The following is a 26753-nucleotide window of genomic DNA, read 5'->3' on the forward strand; positions in this document are numbered from 1 at the left end:
TTGCCGCATGCGCAAAGTGCAGCGCAAATCAGGCTTATATAACTGAGCCTGGCAATCCTGGATGTGTAGAGATCAAGCATTTATTGAGCCAAATGAAAAACAAAGGAAGCGATTCTAAAGCTAGCTTAACTATAAGCACATAGAAATATTGGTACTTCGTTGCTGCAAGTGTACGCTGATAATGAAAATTCAAGTCAGCCTGAGGTATTTCTGGCAAGCTGTGTACATCTCATCGTTGGAGCTTTTGAATGAATCCCATCTCTCTTGCCCAGATTATTGACAGCGTCCAGGATTTGCCTACCTTGCCTGCCATCGTGATGGAATTGTTGAATAATATTGATGATGAAGAATTGAATATGCAGGAGCTGGCGCAAAAGGTCAGCCATGATATGGCACTGACGGCGAAGACCTTGCGCTATGCGAATTCACCCTATTATTCCACCATGATCAAGGTGACGACAGTGCAGCAGGCCATTTCATTGCTGGGTTTGAGCACAGTACGGCAAATCGTCATGACTGCTGCATTGACAGGCTGTTTCCCTGAAAATAATTGTCGGGGATTTAGCCATAAGGAATTCTGGCGGCATTCAAATGCAGTCGCCATCGCAGCCCGCATATTGGCGCGCCGACTCAATTTCAACGTCGATGTGGCATTCACGGCTGGCTTATTGCATGACATAGGCGCACTCGTTTTGGCAACCTGCTATACCGAGGCTTACGAGCATGTACTGGCGCAGCGCGTGGAACTGCAAACGACGCAATATGAAACCGAAAAACAGATATTGGGAATTGATCATACCCTCGTTGGCGAAACCCTGGCCGTACAGTGGAATTTCTCAGAAGTCATGGTTAAGGCCATTTCTGGCCATCATCATCCTGAAAAACCAGGGCTGGGCTTTCTGGCAACGATAATTCATGTCGCAGATGGCATAGCCCACGCACTGGGTGTGACAACCACGCCTGACCTGGCACCGCCAGAAATCACCGGGCAATCATGGGAAAGCCTTGGTCTGGACCAGGCCTTGCTCAACGAAGTCCTGGCCGAAGCAGCAATAGAATTTGAAAAGTTGCAAGAAGCGGTTGAGGTATAAGCTCACCTGTCGCTTGCAAACTTCTACAAATCTGGCTGTATCAAATGCCCGAGCTTGGTCGCCTTGGTACTCAGGTAGCGCTCATTATAGGGATTGCGTTTGACGATCAAGGGTACGTGCTCCTGCACTCTGACATTCATGCCTTCCATCGCTGAAATCTTGCGTGGGTTATTGGTCATCAGGCGCACAGATTCTATCCCAAGATGCTTGAGCATAGGATCACACAGACTATAGTCGCGCAGGTCGGCAGCGAAGCCAAGCTTTTGGTTTGCTTCTACTGTGTCTGCACCTTCGTCTTGCAGATGATAGGCACGCACCTTGTTGAGCAAACCTATGCCACGTCCCTCCTGGCGCAAATAAAGTAAAGCACCGCGCCCTTCCTGGGAGATTTTTTGCAAGGCCAGTTCAAGTTGCGGGCCGCAGTCACAGCGCTTGCTAAACAAGGCGTCACCGGTCAGGCATTCTGAGTGTATGCGCGCAAGCACGGGTTGGCCATCAGCCACATCACCAAGAGTCAGGGCGATATGCTCTTTGCCTGTTGCCGTTTCTACAAAGGCATGCATACGGAAGGTTGCCCAACTTGTGGGCAGGTTACAGGAATCAACATATTCCAAAGCCTGTTCGCTTGAGTTGACAGGCTGGTCATTGCTAGACATACAGTTCTCGCGGATTCTTATTCTGGATAAAACTTATGATCATGGCCAAATGACAATAACAATTGTCGGCCCAGACTAGAGTATAAACGAGGCGCGCATTTCCCACCTGTTACAGTGAACGATCGTTTTATTCTTTATCAAAGCTATATAAGGTCGGCATACCGAAAAGCAAGTAGCGAACAGAGTAGAGGGTTACTCCAATAAAAAAGGGCACCGGTACAAACCAGGATGCCCTTTGAGCTTGACAAGCAGGCAAACTGCTCACCTTAAAGCATTATTTACGCTGCAACTGTGTAATATCCCGCACCGCGCCGCGATCAGCCGAAGTTGCCAAAGCAGCATAAGCCTGCAAGGCTTGTGAGACATAGCGTTCACGATCTACCGGCTGCCAGGCTTGTGGACCGCGCGCTTCCATTGCCGCACGACGCTGCATCAGATCGCTATCGCTGACTTTGAGATTGATCGTACGAGCAGGAATATCGATTTCTATGATGTCCCCCTCTTCCACCAAGCCAATAGCTCCTCCCTCTGCTGCTTCTGGCGAGGCATGGCCTATCACCAGCCCGGAAGAACCGCCAGAGAAACGACCATCAGTGAATAGCGCGCAAGCTTTCCCCAGGCCCTTGGATTTGATATACGAAGTTGGATACAGCATTTCCTGCATGCCGGGACCACCTTTGGGACCTTCATACCGGATGATGACGACATCGCCTTCATGCACGGTGTCACCAAGTATGGCTTCTACAGCAGAGTCCTGGCTTTCAAACACACGCGCTTTGCCAGTGAATTTCAAAATGCTTTCATCAACGCCCGCAGTTTTGACGATACAGCCTTTTTCTGCCAGGTTGCCATACAAGACCGCCAGGCCGCCATCCTGCGAATAGGCATGCGCCTTGTCGCGTATGCAGCCAGCTTCGCGGTCAATATCAAGACTGTCAAAGCGCTTGTCTTGTGAGAATGCAGTCTGCGTAGGCACACCGCCAGGGGCAGCACTGAACAGTTTGTGTACCACTGCATTATCAGTCACAGCGATATCGTTTTGCGCAATGGCGTCTGCCATGGTCGGGCTATGCACGGTGGGGCGTGTGGTATCCAGCAAACCGGCACGTGCCAGTTCACCCAGGATGGAGATGATGCCGCCAGCACGATGTACGTCTTCGATATGATATTTATCGGTCATCGGTGCGACCTTGCACAGGCAGGGAACTTTGCGAGAGATGCGGTCAATATCTGCCATCTTGAAATCTACGCCCGCTTCATGCGCTGCTGCCAGCAAATGCAATACGGTATTGGTAGAACCACCCATGGACACATCCAGCGCCATGGCATTTTCAAAGGTCGCCTTGTTGGCGATTGAGCGCGGCAGGATGGAATAATCATCTTGCTCATAATGGCGCTTTGCCAACTCAACAACCAAACGACCAGCGCGCAGGAATAATTCCTTGCGGTCTGCATGCGTCGCCAAAATCGTGCCATTGCCCGGCAAAGACAGGCCCAGTGCTTCGGTCAGGCAGTTCATTGAGTTTGCTGTGAACATGCCAGAACATGAACCACAAGTAGGACAGGCAGAACGTTCTATACGGCCAATCTCTTCATCCGACACATTGCTATCACCGGCCTTGATCATGGCATCGACCAGATCAATCTTCATGATCCTTTGTTCGCCAGTCTGCTTGGGATGCAAAGTCTCCAGCACCTTGCCCGCTTCCATCGGGCCGCCAGAGACAAACACGACAGGGATATTCAAACGCATGGCCGCCATCAACATACCAGGGGTGATCTTGTCGCAGTTGGAGATACAGACCATGGCATCAGCGCAGTGGGCATTCACCATGTACTCGACCGAATCAGCAATCAGTTCGCGTGAAGGCAGGGAATACAACATGCCGCCATGACCCATGGCGATACCATCATCCACGGCTATCGTATTGAATTCTTTTGCTACGCCGCCAGCCGCTTCTATCTCACGCGCCACCATCTGGCCCAGGTCTTTCAGATGCACGTGACCTGGCACAAACTGAGTAAAGGAATTGACGACGGCGACGATAGGCTTATCGAAATCACCATCTTTCATGCCAGTCGCACGCCACAGCGCGCGGGCACCGGCCATATTTCGGCCGTGGGTTGTGGTACGGGAACGGTATACGGGCATGTCTGACTCCAGGCTGGCGATAAATGAAAATGTTATATCAGCATGCGCTTGAGGCTACCATATGTCAAATATTGAATTTATTAACAATTAGGTCGAAACAAGTATTAATTAAATTCAAGACCGAAAAGCTCACCACAGAGGCACGGAGACACAGAGGCGCACAGAGAAAACCAAAACCCCTTTAAGTATTTAGGTTTTCTCTTGTCTTTCTCTGTGTCTCAGTGTCTCTGTGGTGAAAGGTCTTTACTCAAAACACGAACACGCATAAAAAACGCGAAGCTCACGCTTCGCGTTTTTAAGGATCATGACTCCATCATTCCTGATGGTATTGCGTCACTCTTTCCACTTCATTTTTAGAACCCAGGAACACCGCTACACGCTGGTGCAGTTTTTCTGGCTGGATATCCAGCATACGTTGCTTGCCATCAGTCGACGCGCCGCCAGCCTGTTCTACGATGAAGGACATGGGATTGGCTTCGTACATCAGGCGTAGCTTGCCTGCCTTATCTGGTTCGCGCTTGTCAGCCGGGTACATGAAGATGCCGCCACGGTTCAGGATGCGGTGGACGTCAGCGACCATGGAGGCGATCCAGCGCATGTTGAATTCCTTGCCACGTGGGCCAGTACTGCCTGCCAGCATTTCATCGACATAGCGCGTGACTGGTGGATGCCAGTGACGGGTATTCGATGCGTTGATGGCGAACTCTTTGGTGTCTGTCGGGATTTGCATATTGCGTTGTGTCAGTACCCAGGAACCCATTTCGCGGTCAAGAGTAAAGCAATTGACGCCGTTGCCTGTCGTCAGCACCAATACTGTTTGCGGGCCATACACCGCATAACCAGCGGCGACCTGCTTGCTGCCGGGCTGCAGGAAGTCTTGCTCGGTTGGTTTGCCCATGCCATCTGGTGCTTTCAATACCGAGAAGATGGTACCGATGGAAACATTCACGTCGATATTGCTGGAACCATCGAGTGGATCAAACAAGAGCATGTATTCACCCTGCGGGTAGCGATTAGGTATCGGATGGATGCTTTCCATTTCTTCCGATGCCATGGCTGCCAGATGGCCGCCCCATTCATTGGCTTCAAGCAGGATTTCATTCGACAGGATGTCGAGTTTCTTTTGCACTTCGCCCTGGATGTTTTCGCTACCGGCTGTGCCCAGCACTTCACCTAATGCACCCTTGCCTACTGCATGGCTGATGGTCTTGCACGCACGTGCGACGACTTCGATCAGCAGGCGTAGTTCTGCCGGTATCGAATTATTCAGGCGCTGCTCTTCGACCAGATACTGGGTCAGGCTTACACGTTTCATGTTGATCTCTCGATTTCTTTATTAATTCTTGCCAATTGTTAGTTCAGGAGGCCAAAGCTTTGCTGACCACTTCCAGCACATCTTTCGACAGCTTCTTGGTATCAGCCACTTTTTGCAAAGCTGCCTTCATGTGTACTTGCAGGCTTTCAGGATATTTTTTCCAGCGGTCCATGCTGCGCGCCAGACGTGCTGCAACTTGTGGGTTAAGCTTGTTCAGAGCAATCACCAGTTCTGCCCACAATGCATAACCACTGCCATCAACGGCATGGAAGCGAGACGGATTGGCATTACAGAAAGCAAATGTCAAACTGCGCGCACGGTTGGGATTATTCAAAGTGAAGGCTGGGTGCTCCATCAGATCACGTATCTTAGCGACATCAGTGGTACGTGCAGTTGCCTGCAACATAAACCATTTGTCGATGACCAGCGCTTCTTTCTTGAAATCTTTATAGAAAGCTTTCAAGGACTTGGCTGCCGATTTGGCTTGCTTGTCGGTCCCACTGAAATTGGTCAGGGCTGTCAGCGCTGCCAGGCGATCAGTCATATTTTCTGCATCGTCAAACTGGGTTTTCGCCAGCTCGAAAGTGGATTCATCCGACCATTCGAGCAGATAAGACAGTGCCAGGTTTTTCAAACCACGTTTTGCCATCGATTGTGCATCCGGGCTGTATTTTCCTGGTGTCAGGTGGCCTTCGTAAGCACTCAACAAATCGGCGCGCAGATGCTCTGTGATGGTGGCGCGGGCAAACTGACGTGCTGTATGGATAGCTTGCGGATCAACGACCTTGAATTCTTCAGCGATCATGGCTTCAGAAGGCAGAGTCAGCACCAGTTCACGGAAAGCCGGGTCAAGGCTGGCGTCATTCAGGGTAGCGCGCAGAGCGTCGATGAACATTCCGTCCAGGCTCAGTTCTTCACCTTGCTGCACAGCCGTCGTGAGTTTGACCAGGCGGCGGGTGGCCAGGCGCTGGCCAGCTTCCCAACGGTTAAACGGGTCGCTGTCATTCGCCAGCAAGAGGCCCAGTTCTTCATCGCTGTAATCTATCTCCAGCACGACTGGTGCAGAGAAATTACGCAACAGGGACGGTACTGGTTTACTGGAAACACCAGTAAAGACAAAAGTCTGACTGGCTTCTGTCAGTTCCAGCACCAGGCTGGTCGCACCAGCCTGTGCTTCATACGCGGCGCTATGCAAAGGAATATCTTTGCCATCTGCACCCAGCAAGCCCATGGCAACCGGGATGTGGAAAGGCAGTTTTTCTGTCTGACCTGGTGTAGCCGGGCAAGACTGGCTCAGTGTGATGGAATAAGTCTGTGCTTCGGCATCATAAGTCGCTTCCACCTTCACACGTGGTGTACCAGCCTGGCTATACCAGCGCTCAAACTGTGTCAGGTCACGTCCACTGGAATCTGCCATGGCAGCGCGGAAGTCATCGCATTCAACAGCCTGGCCATCATGACGTTCGAAATACAAATCCATACCTTTGCGGAAGCCGTCATGGCCCAGCAAGGTGTAATACATGCGTACGACTTCTGAACCTTTTTCGTAAATCGTGACGGTGTAGAAGTTATTGATTTCTACAAAAGAATCAGGGCGTACAGGATGAGCCATAGGGCCTGCATCTTCAGAGAACTGTACCTGGCGCAGCAGACGTACATCTTCTATGCGCTTGACAGCGCGGCCTGTGGCTGTACCAACCAGGTCGGCAGAAAATTCCTGGTCACGGAAAACAGTCAGACCCTCTTTCAAGGACAACTGGAACCAGTCGCGGCAAGTGACGCGGTTACCTGTCCAGTTATGGAAGTATTCATGGCCTACGACAGATTCTATGCCTGCATAATCAACGTCAGTAGCGATGCTTGGATTAGCCAGCACGTACTTGGTATTGAAAATATTCAAACCCTTGTTTTCCATCGCGCCCATATTGAAGTCGCCAGTGGCAACGATCATGAAGCGGTCGAGATCGAGCTCCAAGCCGAAGCGTTCTTCATCCCAGCGTATACTGTTCTTCAAGGAATCCATGGCATGCTGGGTTTTATCCAGATTGCCATCTTCCACCCAAACTTGCAGCAAGACTTCGCGACCAGATTTGAGTTTGTAATTTTCTTCCTGGCATACCAGTTTGCCAGCAACCAGGGCGAACAGGTAGGACGGCTTTTTGAACGGGTCTTCCCATTTGGCAAAGTGGCGACCATCACCGAGATCACCCTCTTCTATCAGGTTGCCATTGCTGAGCAGAACAGGAAATTTTTTCTTGTCGGCACGCAGCATGACGGTATATTTCGCCATGACATCAGGGCGATCCGGGAACCAGGTGATCTTGCGAAAGCCCTCTGCCTCGCATTGGGTAATGAAATTGCCGTTGGACGCATACAGACCTGACAAGGACGTATTTTTGAGTGGATTGATCCGTGTTTCAATTTCCAGTGTTACTTCGTCCGGAGCATTGGCAATGCGCAGGGTCTCTCCTTCTATCTTGTAGGCAGACTTCTTCAAGTTCACGCCATTCATGCGCAGTTGTAGCAATTTCAGGGATTCACCAAACAAGACCAAGTCTTTTTCGCTGCTATCATGATTGCGGCGCATAGTCATGCGGGTTGCTACATGGGTGGCACTTAGATCAAGGTCGAAACCCATTTCTACAGTGTCCACCCAAAACCCTGGGGCTATATAGTCTTTACGGAAAATTGTTTCTGGCTTGCTGGCAGTATCGTTACGCATGGATGGAATATCTCGCGAAAGTAAGTTGAATGACAAAGTCTTATGAACCCTGCAAAGACCGCCATTTTACCAAGCTGAGCCATTACAGGTATAAAAGTAGCCTGAATAGACTCCAATTAGCGCAGAAAGTTTGGTGAAATTGTGGAATTTATGCTCACAAATCCTGACTAAGCTAAGCAAACCAAAGAATTTCTTTAGCCTGTAGCAGGCCACTTCTGAATTCGGCAATTCATCTGCTGCAGATACAGACACACAGACAAACACAAGATCGTTACAACACGTTACAGTAGAAGCAACAATACTACGCAATCAGGCATATGATATACGTATCACCAAGTTAGGCATCAAGGGGTTGAACATGAAAAAACTAATGATCTTTTTTACTTTGGCGTGCAGCCTGCTATTGAGCGGTTGCGCAACGACATTCAGCAGTCAGGTCAGCGCATTCCATGAATGGCCGGGCGCCACTCAGGATAAATCCTTTATTTTTGAGCGTGCTCCGGGTCAGGAGAATAATCCCGAGCACAAATTATATGAAGACATGCTGCGCAGCCGTTTGCAAAACCTGGGATTCAAGGAAGTAATGCCAGGCGCAACACCAGTATTGAAAGTTGAAGTGCAGTATGCAACGACCTTGAGGGAAATCCAGTATTCACCATTCTGGCAACCTGGCATCTATGACCCTTATTGGGGCCTGCATTTCAATCGCGGTATTTATCGACGTCATCCTATGTACTATTCACCGTTTTGGGGGCTGCCAGCTTACCCCAGAGGCTGGTCAGACATCAGCATGCGCAGCACTTATTTGCACCAGTTGCAAATCCGCATTACTGAATTGAACGGGAATAAAAAACTGGCTGATATCAAGGCAAGTTCTGAACAATTCAATCCAGAGATTTCGCTGTACATCCCTTACCTGATGGACAGTGCCCTGAAAGACTTTCCGGGCAAGAATGGCAGTACCAGCAAGGTCGAATTTACCGTGAACAATTAGGCCATCCCCAAGCCGTCAGGTCATGAACCTGCCAACTTGGGTGAGGTGACTTATGCCGCCGGAGGATCGCGCAACGCCTCTACCAGTGCGCGGTCAACCACGGATTCTGCAACTATCTGTATCGCCCTGCCCTCGCGGAACTGGGCAATCAATTCGTCGCTGGATACAGAAAAGGCATCATGCCCCTGGCGATTGGTGAAGATATAGCGGGTACGCTTGGGGCTGACCCAGGCCAGTTTGAAACGGGTAGTGACGCCACTGGACCTCTTGGTGAAATCGACCCAGATGCCACGTTCCATGGTTTCTATGATGCGAGCCCATTCATCTACCGGTTGCTCAATCTGGTCTTGCACATGACGGTTCAGGCGTTTTTCGCTTGCACGCTGGGCAATATTGACGGCAATCTCCAACTGACGGCGTGGTGAAAACTCCAGTGGTGCGCGGGCAATGGCGGCATGGCGCTCAGCCAGTTTGGAAAAGAAAATGACGCGTTCAGGCTCATCCCATTTGATCGCATTCAGCCAGGCATTCAGCAAAGACAGCATGGCGGGCAGTTTACTGACCAGCTCCTTGCGCTCTTCTGCACTATTCTTGGGTTTGAGGCTCCAGATCAGGTCATCCATCGTCCGCAGCGCATTTTCCAGGGCGTTGGGCTTTTCTTCCTTGACGTTATGAGAAATCGTCAAGATCCTGATCCATTGCTCCTTGAGGAAAGTTTCCAGGAAACCGGCCACTTCACCGGTTTCTACCCGGATGGCGACATCATTTTCTGCAAATTCGCGCGCCAGGCGCATTTTCTCTTGCTTCAGTGCGACAGCAACAGGCTCACTAATGGCGACTTCTGTTTGCTGCTCTTCTTCCTTGAGGAAGGCTTCCAGATCAGCAACAACGTCAGAGAACAGTTCTATTTGCTGGTCAAAGTCTTGCTGCACCCTTTCAACGATGCCTTCTATCATTTGATAGAGAGGGTCTTCTGCAGAGCTATCGCTATTGAGCAAGACGCTGGATTTTGCAAGGGTATCAATCAATACCCGCGCCGGATGACTTTCCTTGAAAAAGAAATCCTTGTCCAGCAAAGCTACTTTCAACGTGGGAATCTGTAACTGGCTAATGAGGTTTTTGATATCTGCCGGTATACTTTTATCGTTGAAGACATAATCAAAGATACGCGCCAGCAATTCTATGGTGCTTTGATCTATATGTGTCAGGCCACCAGCATTGGGCTGCTGCGATAATTGCCGCAAATGTGCCGTATCCATGGGCATGGGATTGGCGGTGAAATCTCTTTGCACACTAGTCAGGTAATCAAAAAATTGCCTGTCTATCGTGACCATGTCCGGCGCATTACTGCCGCTGCCGCCACCTCCGCCACTGCCACCGCCGGAGTGAGGACCGCCAGAACCACCACCGACATCCTGTCCACCAGTGAAAGGCATGCCGCCACCATCCATGGTCGTGCCACCTCCACCGCCGCCCCCGGTAACCGTATTGCCAAACGTGCCCGCCGGCGCATTACCGGAAAAAATATTACGCAGCTTGTTTTCCAGATAAGGATCGCGATCGCTAATATCGTCAGAGCCAGACATCATGTTCTTTTTCTGCTTGTTACGGTAACCATCGTTAAGGTCGGGCAAGATACCGCGCTCAACCAGGGCCAGATTCAATTCCCGGTAAATAGCGCCTAGTTGCAGGAACAATTCTGGTTGCAACAGGCGCAATATCAGGTAATGGGTTTCAGGATTGGGCTCAAGTTCCATCCAGGCTTGATGGACGGCTCTAACAAATAATTCCGGGCGAAAAGGATTCTGCGAAACGCTGATTGGGGTACGGCGCAATACATGGCCTATACGTACATTCAGTGCCACCAGTTGCTCTGCATTATTGACTTCCAGCGATTGACTCAGATTACGACTGAGCACCTTGCTTTCCATCTCTTCAAAACTGACCAGTGAAAAATCCTGCTTGCCTTCGTCGGTCCTGGCACGTTTGCGGGTATTGACGACGCTGACTTCTTTAGCTAGAGCAGCATTGACCTGTCCGGCAACCAGGCGATAAAAGGTCGTGCCATTGCGTTTTAATTGCTGATAAGCAGCAAAACTGGCGGCCACCTCTTCTGGTCTGACGGTCTGGTCAGACAGCTTGAACAAGGCCTCTGTCAGACGCCCTGTAAATGCCTCAATTTGTGAAGACACCAGATTTGTGGCGATAGGCACCAGACTTTGCAAAATGAGCAAACGGCTAGAGCTGGAAAACTCACTGGTCTTGGCAGTATTTAGTGGAATGGTATCCATCGCTCTTTTTTATTATAGTCAGGTTATCAATAAAACTTGGGGTGCACTGTTTGTGCTTCAAAAGCTAGCATTTTGCCAAGCCTGAAAGGCTTGCGCAATGCGGGCGACGGCACGAACAGTGCAGTAAAACAACAAAGCGGCAAAATAGCTGCGTCCGGTACTCAAGCGCCCTTAATTAGTATAGTAAGCCTCGGAACCAAGCGTAATAACAACAATCAGCATGACTGCAAAAATAAGTACCAGCAGCAGACGTCCAAATTTGGGGCTGCCATCGTCTTTCTCTGCAGGTGTTTTCAATGGTGGTGTTTCTTGCGTCATATTTTCTTACTTCACGGAATCAATATACTGGAACCCGTGGTTTTACGGGCTTCCAGCTCACGGTGCGCTTGGTCTACCTCACTCAGGGGATAGCGCTGGCGTATATCTATTTTAACTTTTCCACTCTCTACCATGGAAAATAAGTGGGCGGCCATTTGCTCCAGATCATCACGCCTGGCTGTATAACTCATCAAACTGGGACGTGTGATAAACAAAGAACCACGAGAAGCGAGTTCAGCCAGGCTAAATGCCGGCACAGGGCCAGAGGCATTGCCAAAGCTGACCATCATGCCTAAAGGTGCCAAGCAATCCAGCGATGATATGAAAGTGTCTTTGCCGATCGAATCATAAACGACTGGCACCCCTTTTCCATCCGTAATTTCACGAACGCGCTGAACAAAATTTTCCGTGTTGTAGTTGATGACATGGGCGCAGCCATGGGCTTTGGCCAGTTCACCCTTCTCGTCAGAACCTACCGTGCCTATCATAGTGACACCTATGGCGCGCGCCCATTGGCAGGCAATCAGGCCTACACCGCCAGCGGCGGCATGGAATAGTATGGTTTCACCGCCTTGCAAGGGCAAGGTGCGGTGAAACAGGTATTGCACCGTTAATCCCTGCAACATCATGGCGGCTGCGGTTTCAAAACTGATGCTGTCAGGCAGGCGCACCAGATTGTCGGCAGGCATGATACGAGCTTCAGCATAGGCACCAGTTGGCCTGCCCGCATAAGCGACTCTATCCCCTACCTGTACGTACTTGACGTCTGCCCCGACTGTCTCGACAATGCCTGCACCTTCCATGCCCAAACCTCCCGGCAAGGCTTGCGGATATAAGCCAGTACGAAAATACACATCGATAAAATTCAGACCACAAGCTTTCTGGCGTACAAGAACTTCACCGGGGCCAGGTGCTCCCAACTCCACATCAACATATTCCATGACTTCCGGACCGCCCGTCTGCTGCATGCGAATTGCCTTGACCATTTATCTCTCCTGAATGAGTGTCGCTAACTTCAAGTCTTTTTTACGGACAACAAATACATGCCGCCCATGACCAAGACCGTCCCTGCCATTTGCCAGACAGTAATGGGTTCACCGAGGAAATAGGCACCCAAAAACAAGGTTGATACCGGGCCTATCATGCCAGCCTGCGATGCGGTAGCCGCACCTATGCGCTTTACCGCAATCATGGTCAAGAACACAGGCAATACCGTACACATGATGGCATTCACTATAGACAATGAATATACAGCAAGCGGCTGCACCAGCATGCTGGCTGGACGCAAAATAAAGAATTGACCTATGCAGGCAGCACTGGAAACACACATTGCATACGATACCAGCCGCAGAGAACCCAGTCTTTGTACGAGTTGACCCGATTGTATGAGGTAGATGGCGTAAGAAATTGCCGCTCCCAGGACCAGAGCGGAGCCGAGCAAGACATAATCGCCGCCCAGCTTAAGATCATGAAAAAATACCAGGACTATGCCAAGGTAAGAAACCAACAAAGCTGCCCATTCCAGCCTGCTGACGGAGCGTTTTAAAAAGAAGGCGGATATCAGCAAGACAAAGGACGGCGTCAGGAACAAGATCAGACGCTCCAGACCGGCACTGATATATTGCAAACCTAAAAAATCCAGGAAAGAGGACAGATAATACCCAACCAGCCCTAAAGCTACCAGGCGCCAACGGTCCGCATTGCTCAGGCTACCAGACTTGTGCATTTGCCAGAAAGCAATTGCAGTAAAAATAGGCAGGGAAAATGCCATGCGAAAACAGATCAGTGTTACTGCATCGACGTTGTAACGATAAATCAGTTTGGCAACGATAGCCTTGGTAGAAAACAGAATGGCACCAATCAAGGCAATGGCGAGGCCAGTCAGATAATGACGACGAGCGAGTAATTTCGATTGATCGGTATGCATAGATCTCAAAAAGGGTTCAGACTGTTACACAGCCCAAACAGGTAATTTCACATATAACTTGCTCAGCGGAAAGCAATTTATTCCCACATGGAAAAGAACTAACAATCTTTCACACCAAAATTAACATTCAGTTGCCAAATTTGACTTTGTCTAACTATTAACTAATTTAATTTTGATTACACTTCCTGTCATGAACCACATCGCAGGAGAAAGCCAGATGTATACACCACGCTCACAATACGCAGATCAACCGGTACTCCGCCCGACACGTGCATTAACGGAAATACCACAAAGACAGACAAAAAAAGTGTCACCAAAGCAAAGCGATAGCTCTCTAAACAGCATCTTCAGGCGTCTGGCGAATAGCAGCAACGAGGATCAGGCATAAAGCTGTCGATCAGCAGAGCAGATAAACTCTACTTATCTCTTGAGGTACCAAGCTGATGCATTTGTGCGCGAACGCACTTACTTCTTCAGGATGGAGCCCAATACCCCGCGAATGATTTCGCGTCCTACCTGAGAACCCATGGTCCTGACCGTTGATTTGATCATGGTTTCGACCACATTATCTTTGCGTCGCAAACCACCGCCGCCGAGCAGGTTTGCAAAGACACTCTTAAATGTATCGCCAATTCCGCCGCCATCTTCTTGCTGTTGCGCAGGCTGCGTCGGTCGCCCGGAACTGGCGGGCGGAGTGGCTGTTGTTGGCACTTCCCTGTTACCAGCATCTTTATCAGACGTAGCAGCACTTGCCACCACCCGGCCCGTCAGTTTTTCATAGGCAGATTCACGGTCTATATGTTTTTCATATACACCAGCGACGATGGATGCTTGCATTACTTGCTGGCGCTCATCTGCCGTGATCGCCCCTATCTGCGATGCTGGTGGAACAATCAGCGCGCGTTGCACAACGCTTGGCCTGCCTTTATCATCCAGGAAGGAAATCAATGCTTCACCGACACCCAGCTCGGCAATCACTGCCGCCGTATCCAGCTTGGGATTGGGACGGAAAGTTTCAGCCGCAGCCTGCACTGCTTTTTGATCCCTGGGTGTATAGGCCCGCAGGGCATGCTGAACACGGTTGCCGAGTTGCCCCAGCACGGTATCAGGAATATCCAGCGGGTTTTGTGTGACAAAATACACACCCACGCCCTTGGAGCGTATCAAACGCACCACTTGCTCTATCTTTTGCAGCAAGACCTTGGGGGCCTCATCAAACAGCAGATGGGCCTCATCAAAGAAGAACACCATCTTGGGCTGATCAACATCGCCCACTTCTGGCAAGTGTTCATACAGCTCAGACAGCATCCATAGCAGAAATGTGGAATACAAGCGTGGTGATTGCAGCAATTGATCCGCCGCCAGGATGTTCACAAAACCACGACCCTCGCCGTCAGTCTGCATCATGTCATCCAGGTTCAGCATGGGTTCACCAAAGAATTGCTCGCCACCCTGCTCTGAAATGGTCAGCAATGAGCGCTGGATAGCCCCCACACTGGCGGCAGAGATATTGCCATATTGCGTCTGAAATTCAGACGCATTCTCGGCCAGGTATTGCAGCATGGCGCGCAAATCCTTGGTATCAAGAAGCAGCAGGCCATGGTCATCGGCGATCTTGAAGGCCAGTTGCAAAACGCCTTCCTGAGTGTCATTCAGATTCAGCATACGGCCCAGTAGCAAAGGGCCAAGGTCAGACACTGTGGCGCGTACCGGGTGGCCTTGCTTGCCAAACACGTCCCAGAATGTCACCGGGCAAGCCTGCCATTTGGGTTCATCGACTTGCAGGGCCTGCAGTCTTTGCTGCATCTTGCTGGTCGCGCTACCGGCTTTGGCCATGCCTGACAGGTCACCTTTGACGTCTGCCATGAAGACTGGCACGCCAATTCCAGAAAACGCCTGCGCCAGGGATTGCAGGGTAACGGTCTTGCCGGTACCTGTGGCACCAGTGATACAACCATGGCGATTGGCCCAGTCAGACAATAAATTCAAGTCGAATTCGGTGTTTTTAGCGATCAACAAAGGTTTTGACATAGTTTTGGAGGGTGATTTGGGGAAGTCGGTCGGTGGCACTATGGTAAAATACTGGTCTTCATTATAAAACCAAGCCAGGCAAAATTGCCGCCCTCAGGGTGAGCTATTGTCAATTCAGGAAAGAGCGATCATGGCAGGACATAGTAAATGGGCCAATATCAAGCATAAAAAAGCAGCAACCGATGCCAAACGCGGCAAGATATGGACGCGTCTGATCAAAGAGATCACGGTTGCAGCACGCATGGGTGGTGAGGATGTCGATTCCAATCCCCGCCTGCGTCTGGCAGTCGACAAGGCGGCTGACGCCAATATGCCAAAAGAAAACGTCACGCGCGCGATACAACGCGGTGCAGGTACACTGGAAGGCGCAGACTACGAAGAAGTACGTTATGAGGGTTATGGCATAGGCGGTGCCGCTATTGTAGTTGACTGCATGACCGATAACCGCGTGCGTACTGTGGCTGAAGTACGCCACGCATTCAGTAAATACGGTGGCAATATGGGTACTGAAGGCTCGGTAGCCTTTTTATTCCAGCATTGCGGCCAGATGTTTTTTGCCCCAGGCACGAATGAAGATGCCCTGATGGAAGCAGCACTCGAAGCCGGTGCCGACGATGTTGTCACCGATGAAGAAGGCGGCATAGAAGTCATTTGCGCGCCATTCAGCCTGTCGGACCTGCGCGCCAGCCTGGAAAAAGCCGGATTCAAGGCAGAAGTCGCAGAAGTCGTCATGAAACCAAATACTGAGACCGTGTTTGCCGGCGACGAAGGCATCAAGATGCAAAAATTGCTGGATGCACTTGAAAACCTCGACGATGTACAAGAAGTATTCACCAACGCCATCATAGAAGATTAAGATGAAATTACTCGTAGTCGGCTCTGGTGGCCGTGAACATGCACTCGCCTGGAAACTGGCGCAATCTGAACGTGTACAAACTATTTTTGTCGCCCCCGGCAATGGCGGTACGGCTGCAGATAGTCGTCTGAAAAACATCAACATCACAGACCCGGCAGCACTGGCAGATTTTGCCGAACAAGAAAACATCGGCATTACCGTGGTCGGCCCTGAAGTACCGCTGGCCGCTGGCATCGTCAATATCTTTCGCGACCGTGGCCTGAAAATTTTTGGTCCGAGCAAAGAAGCTGCTCAACTGGAAAGCTCCAAGGATTTCGCCAAGGCTTTCATGCACAGACATGCTATTCCTACGGCTGAATACCAGACCTTCTCTGAGCTTGCCCCTGCGCATGACTATATCAATGCCAAAGGCGCGCCTATCGTCATCAAGGCCGATGGCCTGGCGGCTGGCAAAGGTGTAGTCGTTGCCATGACGGCTGAAGAAGCCCATGCAGCAGTCGATATGATGTTGTCTGACAATAAGCTCGGTGATGCCGGTGCCCGCGTGGTGATCGAAGAGTTTTTGGCAGGTGAAGAAGCCAGTTTCATCGTCATGGTGGATGGCAAGAATATCCTGGCACTGGCGACCAGCCAGGATCACAAGCGTTTGCTTGATAATGATGAAGGCCCGAATACCGGCGGCATGGGTGCCTACTCCCCTGCTCCTATCGTGACGCCACAACTGCATGCACGCGTCATGCGCGAAATCATCGTGCCTACCGTACAGGGCATGGCCAAGGATGGCATCGTGTTCACCGGCTTTTTGTATGCCGGCCTGATGATCGACGACCAGGGCAACCCAAAAACACTGGAATTCAATTGCCGCATGGGCGATCCTGAAACCCAGCCCATCATGGCGCGTCTGAAGACCGATTTGCTGCACGTGGTTGAACACGCAGTCAATGGCACGCTTGATGCTGTGGAACTGGAATGGGACAGGCGTACTGCCATGGGTGTTGTCATGGCAGCCGCTGGTTACCCTGACACACCGCGCAAGGGCGACAAGATCACTGGCATCCCGGCAGAAACAGCGGAAACGGTGACTTTCCATGCAGGTACATCACTCAATGAAAAGACCTTGAACGTGACAGGTGGCCGTGTGTTATGCGTGGTTGGCCTGGGCGACACCGTCAAGCTGGCGCAAAAACATGCCTATGACGTAGTGGAAAAAATCCATTTTGACGGCATGCAATATCGCCGCGACATCGGCTGGCGTGCGCTGAATCGCAAGCATTAGCACCAGTCAAGGACACATATTCTATATGTGTAATCGGCCTTTTACTGTGGGTTGGACATGTTTCAACCCCTTGTGTTTTTTAGAATAGATAGCAGAATGACAGATACGCTCGCGGTTAAAGATTACTTTCTGGCCTTGCAGGCTGGTATAGTCGCGACTCTTGAAGAAGTTGATGGCCATACTTTCATTACGGATAGCTGGGAACGCCCCGAAGGCGGTGGCGGCATCTCGCGTGTGATAGAAGAAGGCAAGGTATTTGAACGTGGTGGCGTTAATTTTTCCCATGTCATGGGCAAAAACCTGCCCCCGTCTGCCGCCGCCAGCCGCCCTGAGCTGGCTGGTCGTCAGTGGGAAGCCATGGGCGTTTCACTGGTCTTGCATCCGCGTAACCCGTATGCACCTACCGTACACATGAATGTACGCTTTTTCACCACCCGTGCCGAAGGGCAAGAAGATGTCTGGTGGTTTGGCGGCGGCATGGATTTGACGCCGTATTACGGTTTTACTGAAGATGCAGTGCATTTTCACCAAACCTGTAAAATGGCAGTACAGCCTTTTGGCGCAGACTTGCATGCCCGCTTCAAGAAATGGTGTGACGAGTATTTTTACCTGAAACACCGTAAAGAAGCCCGTGGCGTAGGCGGGATCTTCTTTGATGATTTCAATGAACAGGATTTTGCCGGCAGTTTTGCCATGATGCGCAGTGTGGGTGATGCCTTTGTTCCTGCTTATCGCCCTATCGTAGAGCGTCGCAAAGACCAGGAATATGGTGAACGTGAACGTGATTTCCAGGCCTACCGCCGTGGCCGCTATGTAGAATTCAATCTGGTGTTTGACCGTGGCACGCATTTTGGCCTGCAATCTGGTGGCAGGACAGAATCCATACTGATGTCCATGCCCCCAATAGTCAAATGGCGCTATGACTGGAAGCCGGAAGCGGGCAGCCCGGAAGCAGCTCTGGCAACAGACTTTCTGGCGCACCGGGAATGGGTATAGAAACGGCAGCACCGCCTTGTATCCTGGTGCTGGGCGGCAGCTTCGACCCTGTGCATCTTGGGCATATTGCTCTGGCCCACAGCCTGGCGACGGTGCTGAAACCGGATGAATTGCGTATCATTCCCGTAGGCCAGCAATGGCAAAAGAATGAGTTGCAAGCCACAGCGACACAAAGGCTCGCCATGCTGAAGCTGGCTTTTGAAGACTGGCAACTCTGCCCTGTCAGGATAGATGAGCAAGAAATCATCCGCGCAGAACAGGGTCAAAGTAATTACACCATCGATACCTTGCACCAGCTACGCAGAGAAGTTGGCGATGAGGCATCACTGGTATTTGCCATGGGTGCAGATCAGTTGCAAAATTTGCACACATGGCGCAATTGGCAAGCCCTGCTTGACGTAGCGCATTTGTGTGCTGCCTCGCGACCAGGTTTCAGCCTCGATATCAGCAGCCCTGACATTGCTGACATCTGGAAGAAAAATGCCATCAGCGCCCTGGAAATGCGCACACGGCCAGCCGGTGGCACTTATCTGGAGAGAAATCTGGCGCAAGATGTATCTGCGACCCAACTACGTACTGAATTAAAGCAGCATAACCCGACAACAAGATTGCTAGTCCCGCACAAGGTGCTAGACTACCTACAACAACAAACTATCTACCAATAAAAAATATGGATATTAAAAAACTGCAAACTTTGGTCATTGACGCTCTGGAAGACGTCAAGGCACAAGACATACAATTGTTTGAAACCACTCACCTGACCAGCCTGTTTGACCGCGTGTGTATCGCCTCTGGTACATCCAACCGTCAAACCAAGGCTTTGGCTGCGTCCGTACGCGACAAAGTCAAGGAAAACGGCGGCACTATCGTCAGTATGGAAGGCGAAGCGACGGGCGAATGGGTACTGGTCGATCTGGGTGATATCGTCGTCCATATCATGCAACCAGCCATCCGCGCTTATTACCGCCTGGAAGAGCTGTGGGGCGACAAGCCTGTCAAATTTGGCGCGGCCAAGCGTACTTCTGCTAAAAAAGACACCGCTGATGCTGAGGAAGAAAGCGACAAGCCTAAACGCGTGCGCAAAGTGGCTGGCAAAACTGCTCCGCTGGAAGTCACGCATGACATGATGGCGATCCAGACCACGCTGGACGATGAAAAGAAACCAGCGCGCAAACCACGTGTCACCAAAACCACTGGTGATGCAGAAGGCAAGCCAGCACGCAAACCGACCGCCCGCAAAGCTGCTGATGGTACTGTTGCTAAACCTGCCAAGATACCAACCGGTGGCCGCGTCAAAGTAGCGGCAACTAAAACTGCGGTGGCTTCTGCCAAACAAGCCGCAGAAAAACGTACAGCCAACGCTGCAGCAGCGCCAACAAAACGCGCTCCAGCACGCAAGAAAGCTACAGAGGAATAATTCTCTGTTTCGTTTTGATTCCAAATGGCTGCCAAGTGCAGCCATTTGTTTAAGCGATACGCAGTTTCAAGACCCTATTTGCAGCAAACAGAAAAAACATGCAATTGATCATCGCCGCCGTCGGCCACAAAATGCCCTCCTGGATAGAAACAGGCTTTCAGGAGTATGCCAAACGCATGCCGCCAGAATGCCGCGTCATCCTCAAGGAAATCAAACCGGTAGAACGCTCTGGCAGCAAAACTGCAGAAACCGTCATGGCCCTGGAGCGCACCAGGATAGAAGCCGTGATACCCAAGAATGCCCGCATCGTCGCCCTGGATGAACGCGGCAAGGATTGGACCAGTGTCGCCCTCTCGCAAAACCTCACGCAGTGGCAGCAGGATGGCCGCGATGTGGTCTTCATCATTGGCGGTGCTGATGGTCTCGACGCAGAGTTCAAGGCCAAGGCCGATACTCTGATACGCATCTCCAGCCTGACCCTGCCGCATGGCATGGTGCGAGTACTGCTGGCTGAACAGCTATACCGCGCCTGGTCAATTACCCAGAACCACCCTTATCACCGGGTATAAGTCATCATGAGGAGACCGCCATGCTAAAAGAAAATAAAATCTACCTGGCATCCAAGAGCCCAAGACGCCGTGAATTGCTGCACCAGGCAGGAATAGAGTTTGACCTCTTGCTACTACGCGATGCCGCGCCGCGCGGCCCGGATGTGACTGAGATCGTCCTACCTGGCGAAGCACCCGAAGCCTATGTCAGCCGCGTCACCCAGGAAAAAGCAGACAAGGCATGGGAAATCATGCATCTGCGCAAAATGCTGCCACGCCCGGTACTCGCAGCCGATACTACCGTAGTGCTCGGCAAGCAAATACTGGGCAAGCCAGCAGACCTGCAAGAAGCCATACAAATGCTGAGCATGCTGGCAGGCCAGACACATCAGGTGCTGACCAGCATCGCCGTGCACTCAGCACTTGGCCGTGCGACAGTCACCCAATGTTCAGAAGTGAGTTTTGCGAAGCTGGATGAACAGCAGATACTGGCCTACTGCAATAGCAATGAGCCTTATGACAAAGCCGGTGGCTATGGCATACAAGGCGCGGCTGCCCGTTTTATTTCACACATCAAAGGCAGTTATTCTGGCATCATGGGATTACCCTTATTTGAAACCTGCCAGTTGCTGCGTCAGGCAGGGATCTTTATTCCCTAAATTGAAGTATCAGAGAAGCTTATGAGCGAAAACCTCCTCATCAATATCACTCCCCAAGAAACCCGCGTTGCCCTCATGTTCCAGGGTGCGGTACAAGAACTCCATATAGAACGTACATTGTCACGCGGCCTGGTTGGCAATATCTACTTGGGTAAAGTTGTGCGCGTCTTGCCAGGCATGCAGTCAGCCTTTATCGACATAGGCCTTGAGCGCGCCGCCTTTTTACATGTGGCAGATATTTGGGATGCCCGTTCGCAAGACGCTAATGGCAATACCAATGCGCCACTGACACCGATAGAAAAACTGCTGTTCGATGGCCAGTCAGTCACAGTCCAAGTCGTCAAAGACCCGATAGGCACCAAAGGCGCGCGCCTCTCTACACAGATTTCCATCGCAGGCCGCATGCTGGTCTACCTGCCGCAAGATTCACATATAGGTATCTCGCAAAAGATAGAAAACGAAGCTGAACGCGAAGCCCTGCGCACCAAGGTACAAAGCCTGCAGCAACCAGAAGAAAAAGGCGGCTTCATCGTCCGCACCATGGCAGAAGATGCCTCTGATGAAGACTTGAAAGCCGACGTCGATTACCTGCGCCGCACCTGGTCCACCATACTGCAACTGGCCAAGACCCAGCCGCCTACTACCCTGTTGTACCAGGACCTGAATCTGGCACAACGCGTCTTGCGCGACTTCGTCAATGAAGAGACTGACAGCATACAAGTTGACTCGCGTGAAAACTACATCATGCTGCAAGAGTTTGCGACGCATTACATGCCATCCGTACTCGGCAAGCTGCAACACTATATAGGCGAGCGCCCGCTGTTTGACCTGCATGGCGTGGAAGAAGAGATAGAACGTGCCCTGGGCCGCCGAGTGGACTTAAAATCTGGTGGTTACCTCATCGTCGATCAGACCGAGGCCATGACCACCATCGACGTCAATACCGGCAGCTTTGTCGCTGGCCGCAATTTCGATGACACCATCTTCAAAACCAACCTCGAAGCCGCCCACGCCATCGCCCGCCAGCTACGCTTGCGCAACCTCGGCGGCATCATCATTCTCGACATCATCGACATGGAGAATGAAGAACACAAAACCGCCGTGCTGCTAGAACTTAACAAGGCCCTGTCCCGCGACCGCACCAAACTATCCGTATCCAATTTCTCTGCCCTGGGCCTGGTCGAAGTCACCCGCAAACGCACCCGTGAATCACTGGCCCATGTCCTGTGCGAACCCTGCCCTGCCTGCAGCGGCAAAGGCCAGGTCAAAACAGCCCGCACCATCTGCTACGAAATCCTGCGCGAACTGCTACGCGAAGCCAAACAATTCAACCCCAGAGAATTCCGCATCATGGCATCACAAGTCGTGGTTGACATGTTCCTCGAAGAAGAGTCACAACATCTGGCCATGCTGGGTGACTTCATCGGCAAACCGATTTCACTGCAAGTGGAGAGCGTGTTTCATCAGGAGCAGTACGATATTATTTTGATGTAATTAAAAAGTCTTTTAAAATCAATAAATTACAGTAAATAGAAAAAAGAAAATACGATTAGCTACACAACTAGCTACACATTATGATTGTGACATCTACAGAGGTAAATAAATCTAGCCAGATGAAGGATCTCTGATTCGCTGTCATTTCGCTGCGAGGCCTATCTTGACTGTAGAAAAGAATTTTTGGCTCTTAACGAAGGAAGAGGAAGCCGAAATGGATGCGGAACGAGAAAGAACACGCGCCCATTTGAATACTCTCCCTGAATACAGGAAGAGCAACGACGACCGAAGATATTTATGCTTAATCCTCACTGACCTTTTATTCGACGAAGGTAGTGAGTTTGAGTTCTTTCCTAATAAGCAGCGGCAGGAAGCCGTGACATATCGCTTGGGCAAACCTGAGGGCAAGTCATGGAAATTGCCGGCCTACGATTCGGATGGCAATGAATCCCAAGCCCGTCGCACCTTCTGCGAACAACGAAACTCATTTGTCCGTTTACTCAGGGCTTACGCGAATAGGCACCGAGAAACCCTATGGTACACTGCCGCAGATCGCACCGACCCGCTTTACTCCATGGGGTTTCATAATACGGAAATTCTGCAACAAGGTCTAAAGCGAGGAGAGAAATCATTTGAAGTCGGCTCATCCCTATACGTTTATCAGCAGATGTATGATCGTAATAGGTGTGACACACCAAGCCTGAGTAAGGCGACATGGCTACTGAAGACTTGCTACCCAACTGGCTTTGGTAGTTTGAAATCGATGCAAGAACAGTGGAAATTTAATGCCGGAACTGCCCACTACTGGGCTGCAATAGCGACATTGATGAAGCAATCCATAGCATGGAGACCAAGTGTTTTATTGGACTTCATTTGCAATGCCGATGCAGATGAATTCAAGCGATTGGCTCGAACATTCTATGAGTTTCGGCAAAGAGTAAATGTTCCACACAGTTCTTCAGAGAAGCGCGTCTATTTGAAAGACGTACCGCCAGGAGTTCCATTAGACTTTCTGGATGTTGAACCAATCTCTCCACTAGATATCCCAGACCCTTTAGACGAAGATCAATGGCGTTTACTAAAACGCTATCGTCCCAGCTAACCTAGCCCCCGTTCTACCGGGCAAAGTCCTTTCCAGAAAAAATAACTCCCCCTGAAGCAGTTGGGGGAGTCTTCATTTCTCATCGTCCTCGCTATCCTTTCCTTTTCACATAGACGATAGGAGTCAGCAATGAAAAGCAATAGCAATAAATTCAACCCACATCAAGTTCAATCTGCGGCAGATAAAGAAGCCCCTGTTTGCCACGATTTAAGAGAAATTGTTCGGAAAACTCGTGCGCTATCAAGTGATCAAATTTTGCGACGCAGTCAATTAAGAGCTAAAAGCGGTCGAGGGTCTTCAACTTCTTATATCGATATTGCCAAGGGAGAATTCCCGCCTCCTTTTCCCATTGGCAAGAGAGCTATTGGTTTCAGTGCCAATGAAATCGATGCCTGGATCGCCGCACGTTTGTACGCCTCTCAAAGCAAAAATCCTGTGAACATGAAGGCATTCGTAACTTTACTCGTACAGTCGCGGAACCGAGCCAATCCATTCGAGGATATGTAAAACATCATATGACAAATCCTACGGCAATTGCAAAAACTGTATCCCATAATCAGTGACAACTTACTTTGAACATTTCATGAACGAAAATGACATTTATAAAATCAAGAGAGGTGCTATCCGCTTGGGAAAAATGCTAGAGATTATTTTTCCGATCGATACAGCACTCTTAGGACCGATGATTCTTGCAAAATCAATAGGGATGCTCGCCGGAATGCGTGGAAGTGGAAAATCATGGCTCGCAGCGCTTATAGCCTATTCCATTGCCGGTGGCAAATCATTGGAGCCATGGGGGATTGGTGCTTGTGTTCAGGTTGCCATTCTCGATGGTGAAATGCGAATCGCTAGCTTGAAAGAACGTCTATCCGTAATTCATGCAAGAAACCTGGACGACGCGTCAAGAGCTGCCGCTGAAGAAAACCTAATCATCATCAGCCGTGATTGCATGGGTACGGAGATCGGCTCACTCGACACTGTTGAAGGCCAAAAACAAATCGACGCCCTCATCCCCGAGGGAGTTTCTTTCATTGTTATCGATAATCTTTCAGCTTGGACCACTGGTGGCCGCGAAGACAGCAGCGCATGGTCATGTATTAAAGCTTGGCTCATTGCGAAACGCCTTTCCGGTATCGCTGTTTTATTGATCCACCACGCAGGTAAGAATGGACAACAACGGGGTAGCAGCGCACATGAGGATTTACTGGACTACTCAATGCTTTTGTCGCCGCTGCCAAGCAGCGCCGATCGCCAAGATACTCGTTTTTCCGTGCAACACACGAAGCTACGCGATAATCTGCCAGAGTTGCGCAAAACCTTTGAATACGCCATCTGGGTTGAAGACAATGCGTTGCAATTCGAGGTGGCGCCTGCGGGCTTTCAGGCATCCACTCATGATGCCGAATGGCTGAACATGCATGAGGACGGCATGTCATACGCACAGATCGGACACAAATTCGGTGTCGACAAATCGACGGTCAGCCGCCACCTCGCGAAGCTGCGTGCTGCGATGGATAATGGCGATATCGAATCTGGCACCACTGCGGGATGAGCAGTTGCATCGTTGTACGAGCTAAGCATTCGCGACGATGCAACGATACTTCCTGGCTTTGCAAAGACAGCAGTAACCAGAGTGGCGCTATTTACTGCTTACGTCAGCAAAACGCCACCGAGCCACCATCTCTTTAGCATCGCCAGAACAGCCAACAGCATCAATCAGACACACCACCAAACCGCCCTCTTCTCAAATGCCATTTCCCACAGAAAAGTAACGGATTGGCAAAAGAAGGGGAATAAATCGATTCTACGCAAGGCTTCGCCATGGACAATCTTAAATACCGTATCAAGGGGGTAGAAATTGATACTTCCACCCTTATGTCAAATCTTAACGAACTCGATATTCCTGTATCGCGTAAGAGCATTCCCAAACAGCAAGAAGTCCTAATTAACTTTTCGCTTCCAATCGGCAAGCATCACTGTCGATGGCTGTTTCGTTGCAGCTTGAAGGAGCAATCCATACTTTGCTCAGGTGGCGTGACCAAGACTTTCTTCGGGCACAACGTATGGGTATTTAAGAAAGAGATGGTCCAGATCGAGGCTATCATTAAGATTATCGCAGCTGATCTTAAAAGCATTGGGGGCATTGTGCTACCGGATTCTATGGCCGCTATTACTATCGAACGCGCAGAAATAACACGTCACCATGCACTGAATGACTCCGTCAGCAAAAGACAGGCATTGGAACACCTAAATGCAATGTTTATGGCTAAATTCCCTAATCGACACTTCTACAACGGGGCAACTCATGAAAAGGCTGGGACGACCGGAATTGGTTTAAACAAAAACAGCAGGGTCTGCCGAGCATATGATCCATTCGATAAATTCAAGGAAAAACCAACTCATGTACCTGAAGAAATCTGGAATTTATTGCGAGATGAATGCGCTAATCACTTACGCATAGAGTTGATTTTCGACAAGCGAGAGCTGCAATCTGCGGGGCTGAGCACAGTCGCAGCCTGGGCAAACACCGCCTTGATCGACGACCAGGTAGTAAAGCGCTATGAAGACTATGGCCTATCGTCTGAATTCAAAACAAAGGCTCTGCAACCAGACCAAGTTATCTCGACTAATCCAGCGTATGTGGAGGCCGCTCGTTTCTTCTTCACTGGTGGAGAGCGGGGAAAGCGAATAAACAGCCGAAGTGGTACATCTAACCGCTTTAAGCAATATATGGCTGCCAAAGGGTATTGTGTAGATGTCGCGTTTTCCCACCACGTCCATTTGGCACATGGCCTGCATCGGATTTTACAACCGCAACACGCTGCAGAACTACCAGACGAGCTCCGGTCGGCCCCTGATCTCTTCAATTTTTGGTGGCAGAAGTAAGAAGCATCCTCGATGCAAGGCT

The 26753-nt window shown here is 50.5% G+C and carries 23 protein-coding genes; 14 read left to right on the top strand and 9 right to left on the bottom strand.

From position 1 onward, the window contains the following. The first annotated feature begins 248 nt into the window (after positions 1 to 248). A complete protein-coding gene (locus Q8K39_RS08035) occupies positions 249 to 1091 on the top strand; it encodes an HDOD domain-containing protein (protein ID WP_305259277.1) in 843 nt (280 codons plus the stop codon). Positions 1092 to 1114: 23 nt separating this feature from the next. Here Q8K39_RS08035 and ribA read toward each other — a convergent pair whose 3' ends face one another. The 4 genes from ribA to pepN all read right to left on the bottom strand — a co-directional run bounded on the left by ribA (position 1115) and on the right by pepN (position 7936). Next, a complete protein-coding gene (gene ribA, locus Q8K39_RS08040; protein WP_186955396.1) occupies positions 1115 to 1747 on the bottom strand; it encodes a GTP cyclohydrolase II in 633 nt (210 codons plus the stop codon). A gap of 274 nt (positions 1748 to 2021) precedes the next feature. After that, positions 2022 to 3899 carry a dihydroxy-acid dehydratase gene (gene ilvD / locus Q8K39_RS08045; protein ID WP_305259280.1) on the bottom strand — a complete coding sequence of 626 codons (1878 nt, stop codon included), beginning with the start codon at positions 3897 to 3899 and terminating at the stop codon, positions 2022 to 2024. A 313-nt stretch (positions 3900 to 4212) separates the two neighbouring features. Next, on the bottom strand, positions 4213 to 5214 hold the full coding sequence (locus Q8K39_RS08050) for a class 1 fructose-bisphosphatase (protein WP_186955394.1): 1002 nt from the start codon (positions 5212 to 5214) through the stop codon (positions 4213 to 4215). Positions 5215 to 5257: 43 nt separating this feature from the next. Then, positions 5258 to 7936 carry an aminopeptidase N gene (gene pepN / locus Q8K39_RS08055; RefSeq protein WP_305259281.1) on the bottom strand — a complete coding sequence of 893 codons (2679 nt, stop codon included), beginning with the start codon at positions 7934 to 7936 and terminating at the stop codon, positions 5258 to 5260. 358 nt (positions 7937 to 8294) lie between these two features. On the opposite strand from pepN, the gene Q8K39_RS08060 reads away from it, so the two are divergent. After that, positions 8295 to 8930, top strand: coding sequence for a DUF4136 domain-containing protein (locus Q8K39_RS08060; protein WP_305259283.1), 636 nt, complete (start codon positions 8295 to 8297; stop codon positions 8928 to 8930). Positions 8931 to 8980: 50 nt separating this feature from the next. On the opposite strand, the gene Q8K39_RS08065 is transcribed toward Q8K39_RS08060, so the two are convergent. The 5 genes from Q8K39_RS08065 to Q8K39_RS08085 all read right to left on the bottom strand — a co-directional run bounded on the left by Q8K39_RS08065 (position 8981) and on the right by Q8K39_RS08085 (position 15497). Beyond that, the gene (locus tag Q8K39_RS08065) at positions 8981 to 11221 is read right to left on the bottom strand and encodes a DUF1631 family protein (RefSeq protein WP_305259285.1); all 2241 of its coding nucleotides are present in this window, start codon (positions 11219 to 11221) and stop codon (positions 8981 to 8983) included. A gap of 171 nt (positions 11222 to 11392) precedes the next feature. Continuing rightward, the gene (locus tag Q8K39_RS08070; protein WP_305259287.1) at positions 11393 to 11539 is read right to left on the bottom strand and encodes a hypothetical protein; all 147 of its coding nucleotides are present in this window, start codon (positions 11537 to 11539) and stop codon (positions 11393 to 11395) included. 11 nt (positions 11540 to 11550) lie between these two features. Further along, positions 11551 to 12525, bottom strand: a complete 975-nt coding sequence (locus Q8K39_RS08075) for a quinone oxidoreductase (protein WP_305259289.1) — start codon at positions 12523 to 12525, stop codon at positions 11551 to 11553. A gap of 29 nt (positions 12526 to 12554) precedes the next feature. Beyond that, complete coding sequence (locus tag Q8K39_RS08080; RefSeq protein WP_305259291.1) at positions 12555 to 13466, bottom strand: DMT family transporter; 912 nt, start codon at positions 13464 to 13466, stop codon at positions 12555 to 12557. Between the two features lie 465 nt (positions 13467 to 13931). After that, entirely contained in the window at positions 13932 to 15497 is a 1566-nt protein-coding gene (locus tag Q8K39_RS08085; protein ID WP_305259292.1) for a helicase HerA-like C-terminal domain-containing protein, read from the bottom strand. 130 nt (positions 15498 to 15627) lie between these two features. On the opposite strand from Q8K39_RS08085, the gene Q8K39_RS08090 reads away from it, so the two are divergent. The 12 genes from Q8K39_RS08090 (at position 15628) to Q8K39_RS08145 (ending at position 26731) form a co-directional block, all read left to right on the top strand. Next, positions 15628 to 16353 carry a YebC/PmpR family DNA-binding transcriptional regulator gene (locus Q8K39_RS08090; RefSeq protein ID WP_186955386.1) on the top strand — a complete coding sequence of 242 codons (726 nt, stop codon included), beginning with the start codon at positions 15628 to 15630 and terminating at the stop codon, positions 16351 to 16353. Between the two features lies 1 nt (position 16354). Then, complete coding sequence (gene purD, locus Q8K39_RS08095) at positions 16355 to 17629, top strand: phosphoribosylamine--glycine ligase (protein WP_305259296.1); 1275 nt, start codon at positions 16355 to 16357, stop codon at positions 17627 to 17629. A 96-nt stretch (positions 17630 to 17725) separates the two neighbouring features. Then, on the top strand, positions 17726 to 18625 hold the full coding sequence (gene hemF / locus Q8K39_RS08100) for an oxygen-dependent coproporphyrinogen oxidase (protein ID WP_305259298.1): 900 nt from the start codon (positions 17726 to 17728) through the stop codon (positions 18623 to 18625). Beyond that, positions 18616 to 19290 carry a nicotinate (nicotinamide) nucleotide adenylyltransferase gene (nadD, locus tag Q8K39_RS08105; RefSeq protein ID WP_305259301.1) on the top strand — a complete coding sequence of 225 codons (675 nt, stop codon included), beginning with the start codon at positions 18616 to 18618 and terminating at the stop codon, positions 19288 to 19290. Before hemF ends, nadD begins: the two co-directional genes overlap by 10 nt. A gap of 5 nt (positions 19291 to 19295) precedes the next feature. Further along, positions 19296 to 20042, top strand: coding sequence for a ribosome silencing factor (rsfS, locus tag Q8K39_RS08110; protein WP_305259303.1), 747 nt, complete (start codon positions 19296 to 19298; stop codon positions 20040 to 20042). Positions 20043 to 20140: 98 nt separating this feature from the next. After that, positions 20141 to 20611: a 23S rRNA (pseudouridine(1915)-N(3))-methyltransferase RlmH gene (gene rlmH, locus Q8K39_RS08115; RefSeq protein ID WP_305259304.1), complete on the top strand. Its 471-nt coding sequence runs from the start codon at positions 20141 to 20143 to the stop codon at positions 20609 to 20611. A gap of 20 nt (positions 20612 to 20631) precedes the next feature. Continuing rightward, positions 20632 to 21249: a nucleoside triphosphate pyrophosphatase gene (locus Q8K39_RS08120; RefSeq protein ID WP_305259306.1), complete on the top strand. Its 618-nt coding sequence runs from the start codon at positions 20632 to 20634 to the stop codon at positions 21247 to 21249. A gap of 21 nt (positions 21250 to 21270) precedes the next feature. Beyond that, complete coding sequence (gene rng, locus Q8K39_RS08125) at positions 21271 to 22743, top strand: ribonuclease G (protein ID WP_186955379.1); 1473 nt, start codon at positions 21271 to 21273, stop codon at positions 22741 to 22743. A 163-nt stretch (positions 22744 to 22906) separates the two neighbouring features. Continuing rightward, the gene (locus Q8K39_RS08130) at positions 22907 to 23845 is read left to right on the top strand and encodes a hypothetical protein (RefSeq protein ID WP_305259309.1); all 939 of its coding nucleotides are present in this window, start codon (positions 22907 to 22909) and stop codon (positions 23843 to 23845) included. Positions 23846 to 23974: 129 nt separating this feature from the next. Continuing rightward, positions 23975 to 24352 carry an AlpA family transcriptional regulator gene (locus tag Q8K39_RS08135; RefSeq protein ID WP_305259310.1) on the top strand — a complete coding sequence of 126 codons (378 nt, stop codon included), beginning with the start codon at positions 23975 to 23977 and terminating at the stop codon, positions 24350 to 24352. Between the two features lie 76 nt (positions 24353 to 24428). Continuing rightward, positions 24429 to 25397: an AAA family ATPase gene (locus Q8K39_RS08140; protein WP_305259312.1), complete on the top strand. Its 969-nt coding sequence runs from the start codon at positions 24429 to 24431 to the stop codon at positions 25395 to 25397. Positions 25398 to 25666: 269 nt separating this feature from the next. Then, positions 25667 to 26731 carry a phage/plasmid replication protein gene (locus Q8K39_RS08145; RefSeq protein WP_305259314.1) on the top strand — a complete coding sequence of 355 codons (1065 nt, stop codon included), beginning with the start codon at positions 25667 to 25669 and terminating at the stop codon, positions 26729 to 26731. The last annotated feature ends 22 nt before the right edge of the window (positions 26732 to 26753 follow it).

It is taken from the genome of Undibacterium sp. (genome assembly GCF_030683615.1).
GTDB lineage: Bacteria > Pseudomonadota > Gammaproteobacteria > Burkholderiales > Burkholderiaceae_D > Undibacterium > Undibacterium umbellatum.

Bases quoted from the DNA above. Each gene is read 5' to 3' on its own strand.
- Q8K39_RS08060 (WP_305259283.1), top strand. From the start codon at position 8,295: ATGAAAAAACTAATGATCTTTTTTACTTTGGCGTGCAGCCTGCTATTG.
- purD (WP_305259296.1), top strand. From the start codon at position 16,355: ATGAAATTACTCGTAGTCGGCTCTGGTGGCCGTGAACATGCACTCGCC.
- rng (WP_186955379.1), top strand. From the start codon at position 21,271: ATGAGCGAAAACCTCCTCATCAATATCACTCCCCAAGAAACCCGCGTT.
- Q8K39_RS08080 (WP_305259291.1), bottom strand. From the start codon at position 13,466: ATGCATACCGATCAATCGAAATTACTCGCTCGTCGTCATTATCTGACT.
- Q8K39_RS08135 (WP_305259310.1), top strand. From the start codon at position 23,975: ATGAAAAGCAATAGCAATAAATTCAACCCACATCAAGTTCAATCTGCG.
- Q8K39_RS08050 (WP_186955394.1), bottom strand. From the start codon at position 5,214: ATGAAACGTGTAAGCCTGACCCAGTATCTGGTCGAAGAGCAGCGCCTG.
- ribA (WP_186955396.1), bottom strand. From the start codon at position 1,747: ATGTCTAGCAATGACCAGCCTGTCAACTCAAGCGAACAGGCTTTGGAA.
- Q8K39_RS08075 (WP_305259289.1), bottom strand. From the start codon at position 12,525: ATGGTCAAGGCAATTCGCATGCAGCAGACGGGCGGTCCGGAAGTCATG.
- Q8K39_RS08035 (WP_305259277.1), top strand. From the start codon at position 249: ATGAATCCCATCTCTCTTGCCCAGATTATTGACAGCGTCCAGGATTTG.
- rsfS (WP_305259303.1), top strand. From the start codon at position 19,296: ATGGATATTAAAAAACTGCAAACTTTGGTCATTGACGCTCTGGAAGAC.
- hemF (WP_305259298.1), top strand. From the start codon at position 17,726: ATGACAGATACGCTCGCGGTTAAAGATTACTTTCTGGCCTTGCAGGCT.
- Q8K39_RS08140 (WP_305259312.1), top strand. From the start codon at position 24,429: ATGAACGAAAATGACATTTATAAAATCAAGAGAGGTGCTATCCGCTTG.
- ilvD (WP_305259280.1), bottom strand. From the start codon at position 3,899: ATGCCCGTATACCGTTCCCGTACCACAACCCACGGCCGAAATATGGCC.
- Q8K39_RS08065 (WP_305259285.1), bottom strand. From the start codon at position 11,221: ATGGATACCATTCCACTAAATACTGCCAAGACCAGTGAGTTTTCCAGC.
- nadD (WP_305259301.1), top strand. From the start codon at position 18,616: ATGGGTATAGAAACGGCAGCACCGCCTTGTATCCTGGTGCTGGGCGGC.
- Q8K39_RS08070 (WP_305259287.1), bottom strand. From the start codon at position 11,539: ATGACGCAAGAAACACCACCATTGAAAACACCTGCAGAGAAAGACGAT.
- Q8K39_RS08090 (WP_186955386.1), top strand. From the start codon at position 15,628: ATGGCAGGACATAGTAAATGGGCCAATATCAAGCATAAAAAAGCAGCA.
- pepN (WP_305259281.1), bottom strand. From the start codon at position 7,936: ATGCGTAACGATACTGCCAGCAAGCCAGAAACAATTTTCCGTAAAGAC.
- Q8K39_RS08145 (WP_305259314.1), top strand. From the start codon at position 25,667: ATGGACAATCTTAAATACCGTATCAAGGGGGTAGAAATTGATACTTCC.
- rlmH (WP_305259304.1), top strand. From the start codon at position 20,141: ATGCAATTGATCATCGCCGCCGTCGGCCACAAAATGCCCTCCTGGATA.
- Q8K39_RS08085 (WP_305259292.1), bottom strand. From the start codon at position 15,497: ATGTCAAAACCTTTGTTGATCGCTAAAAACACCGAATTCGACTTGAAT.
- Q8K39_RS08120 (WP_305259306.1), top strand. From the start codon at position 20,632: ATGCTAAAAGAAAATAAAATCTACCTGGCATCCAAGAGCCCAAGACGC.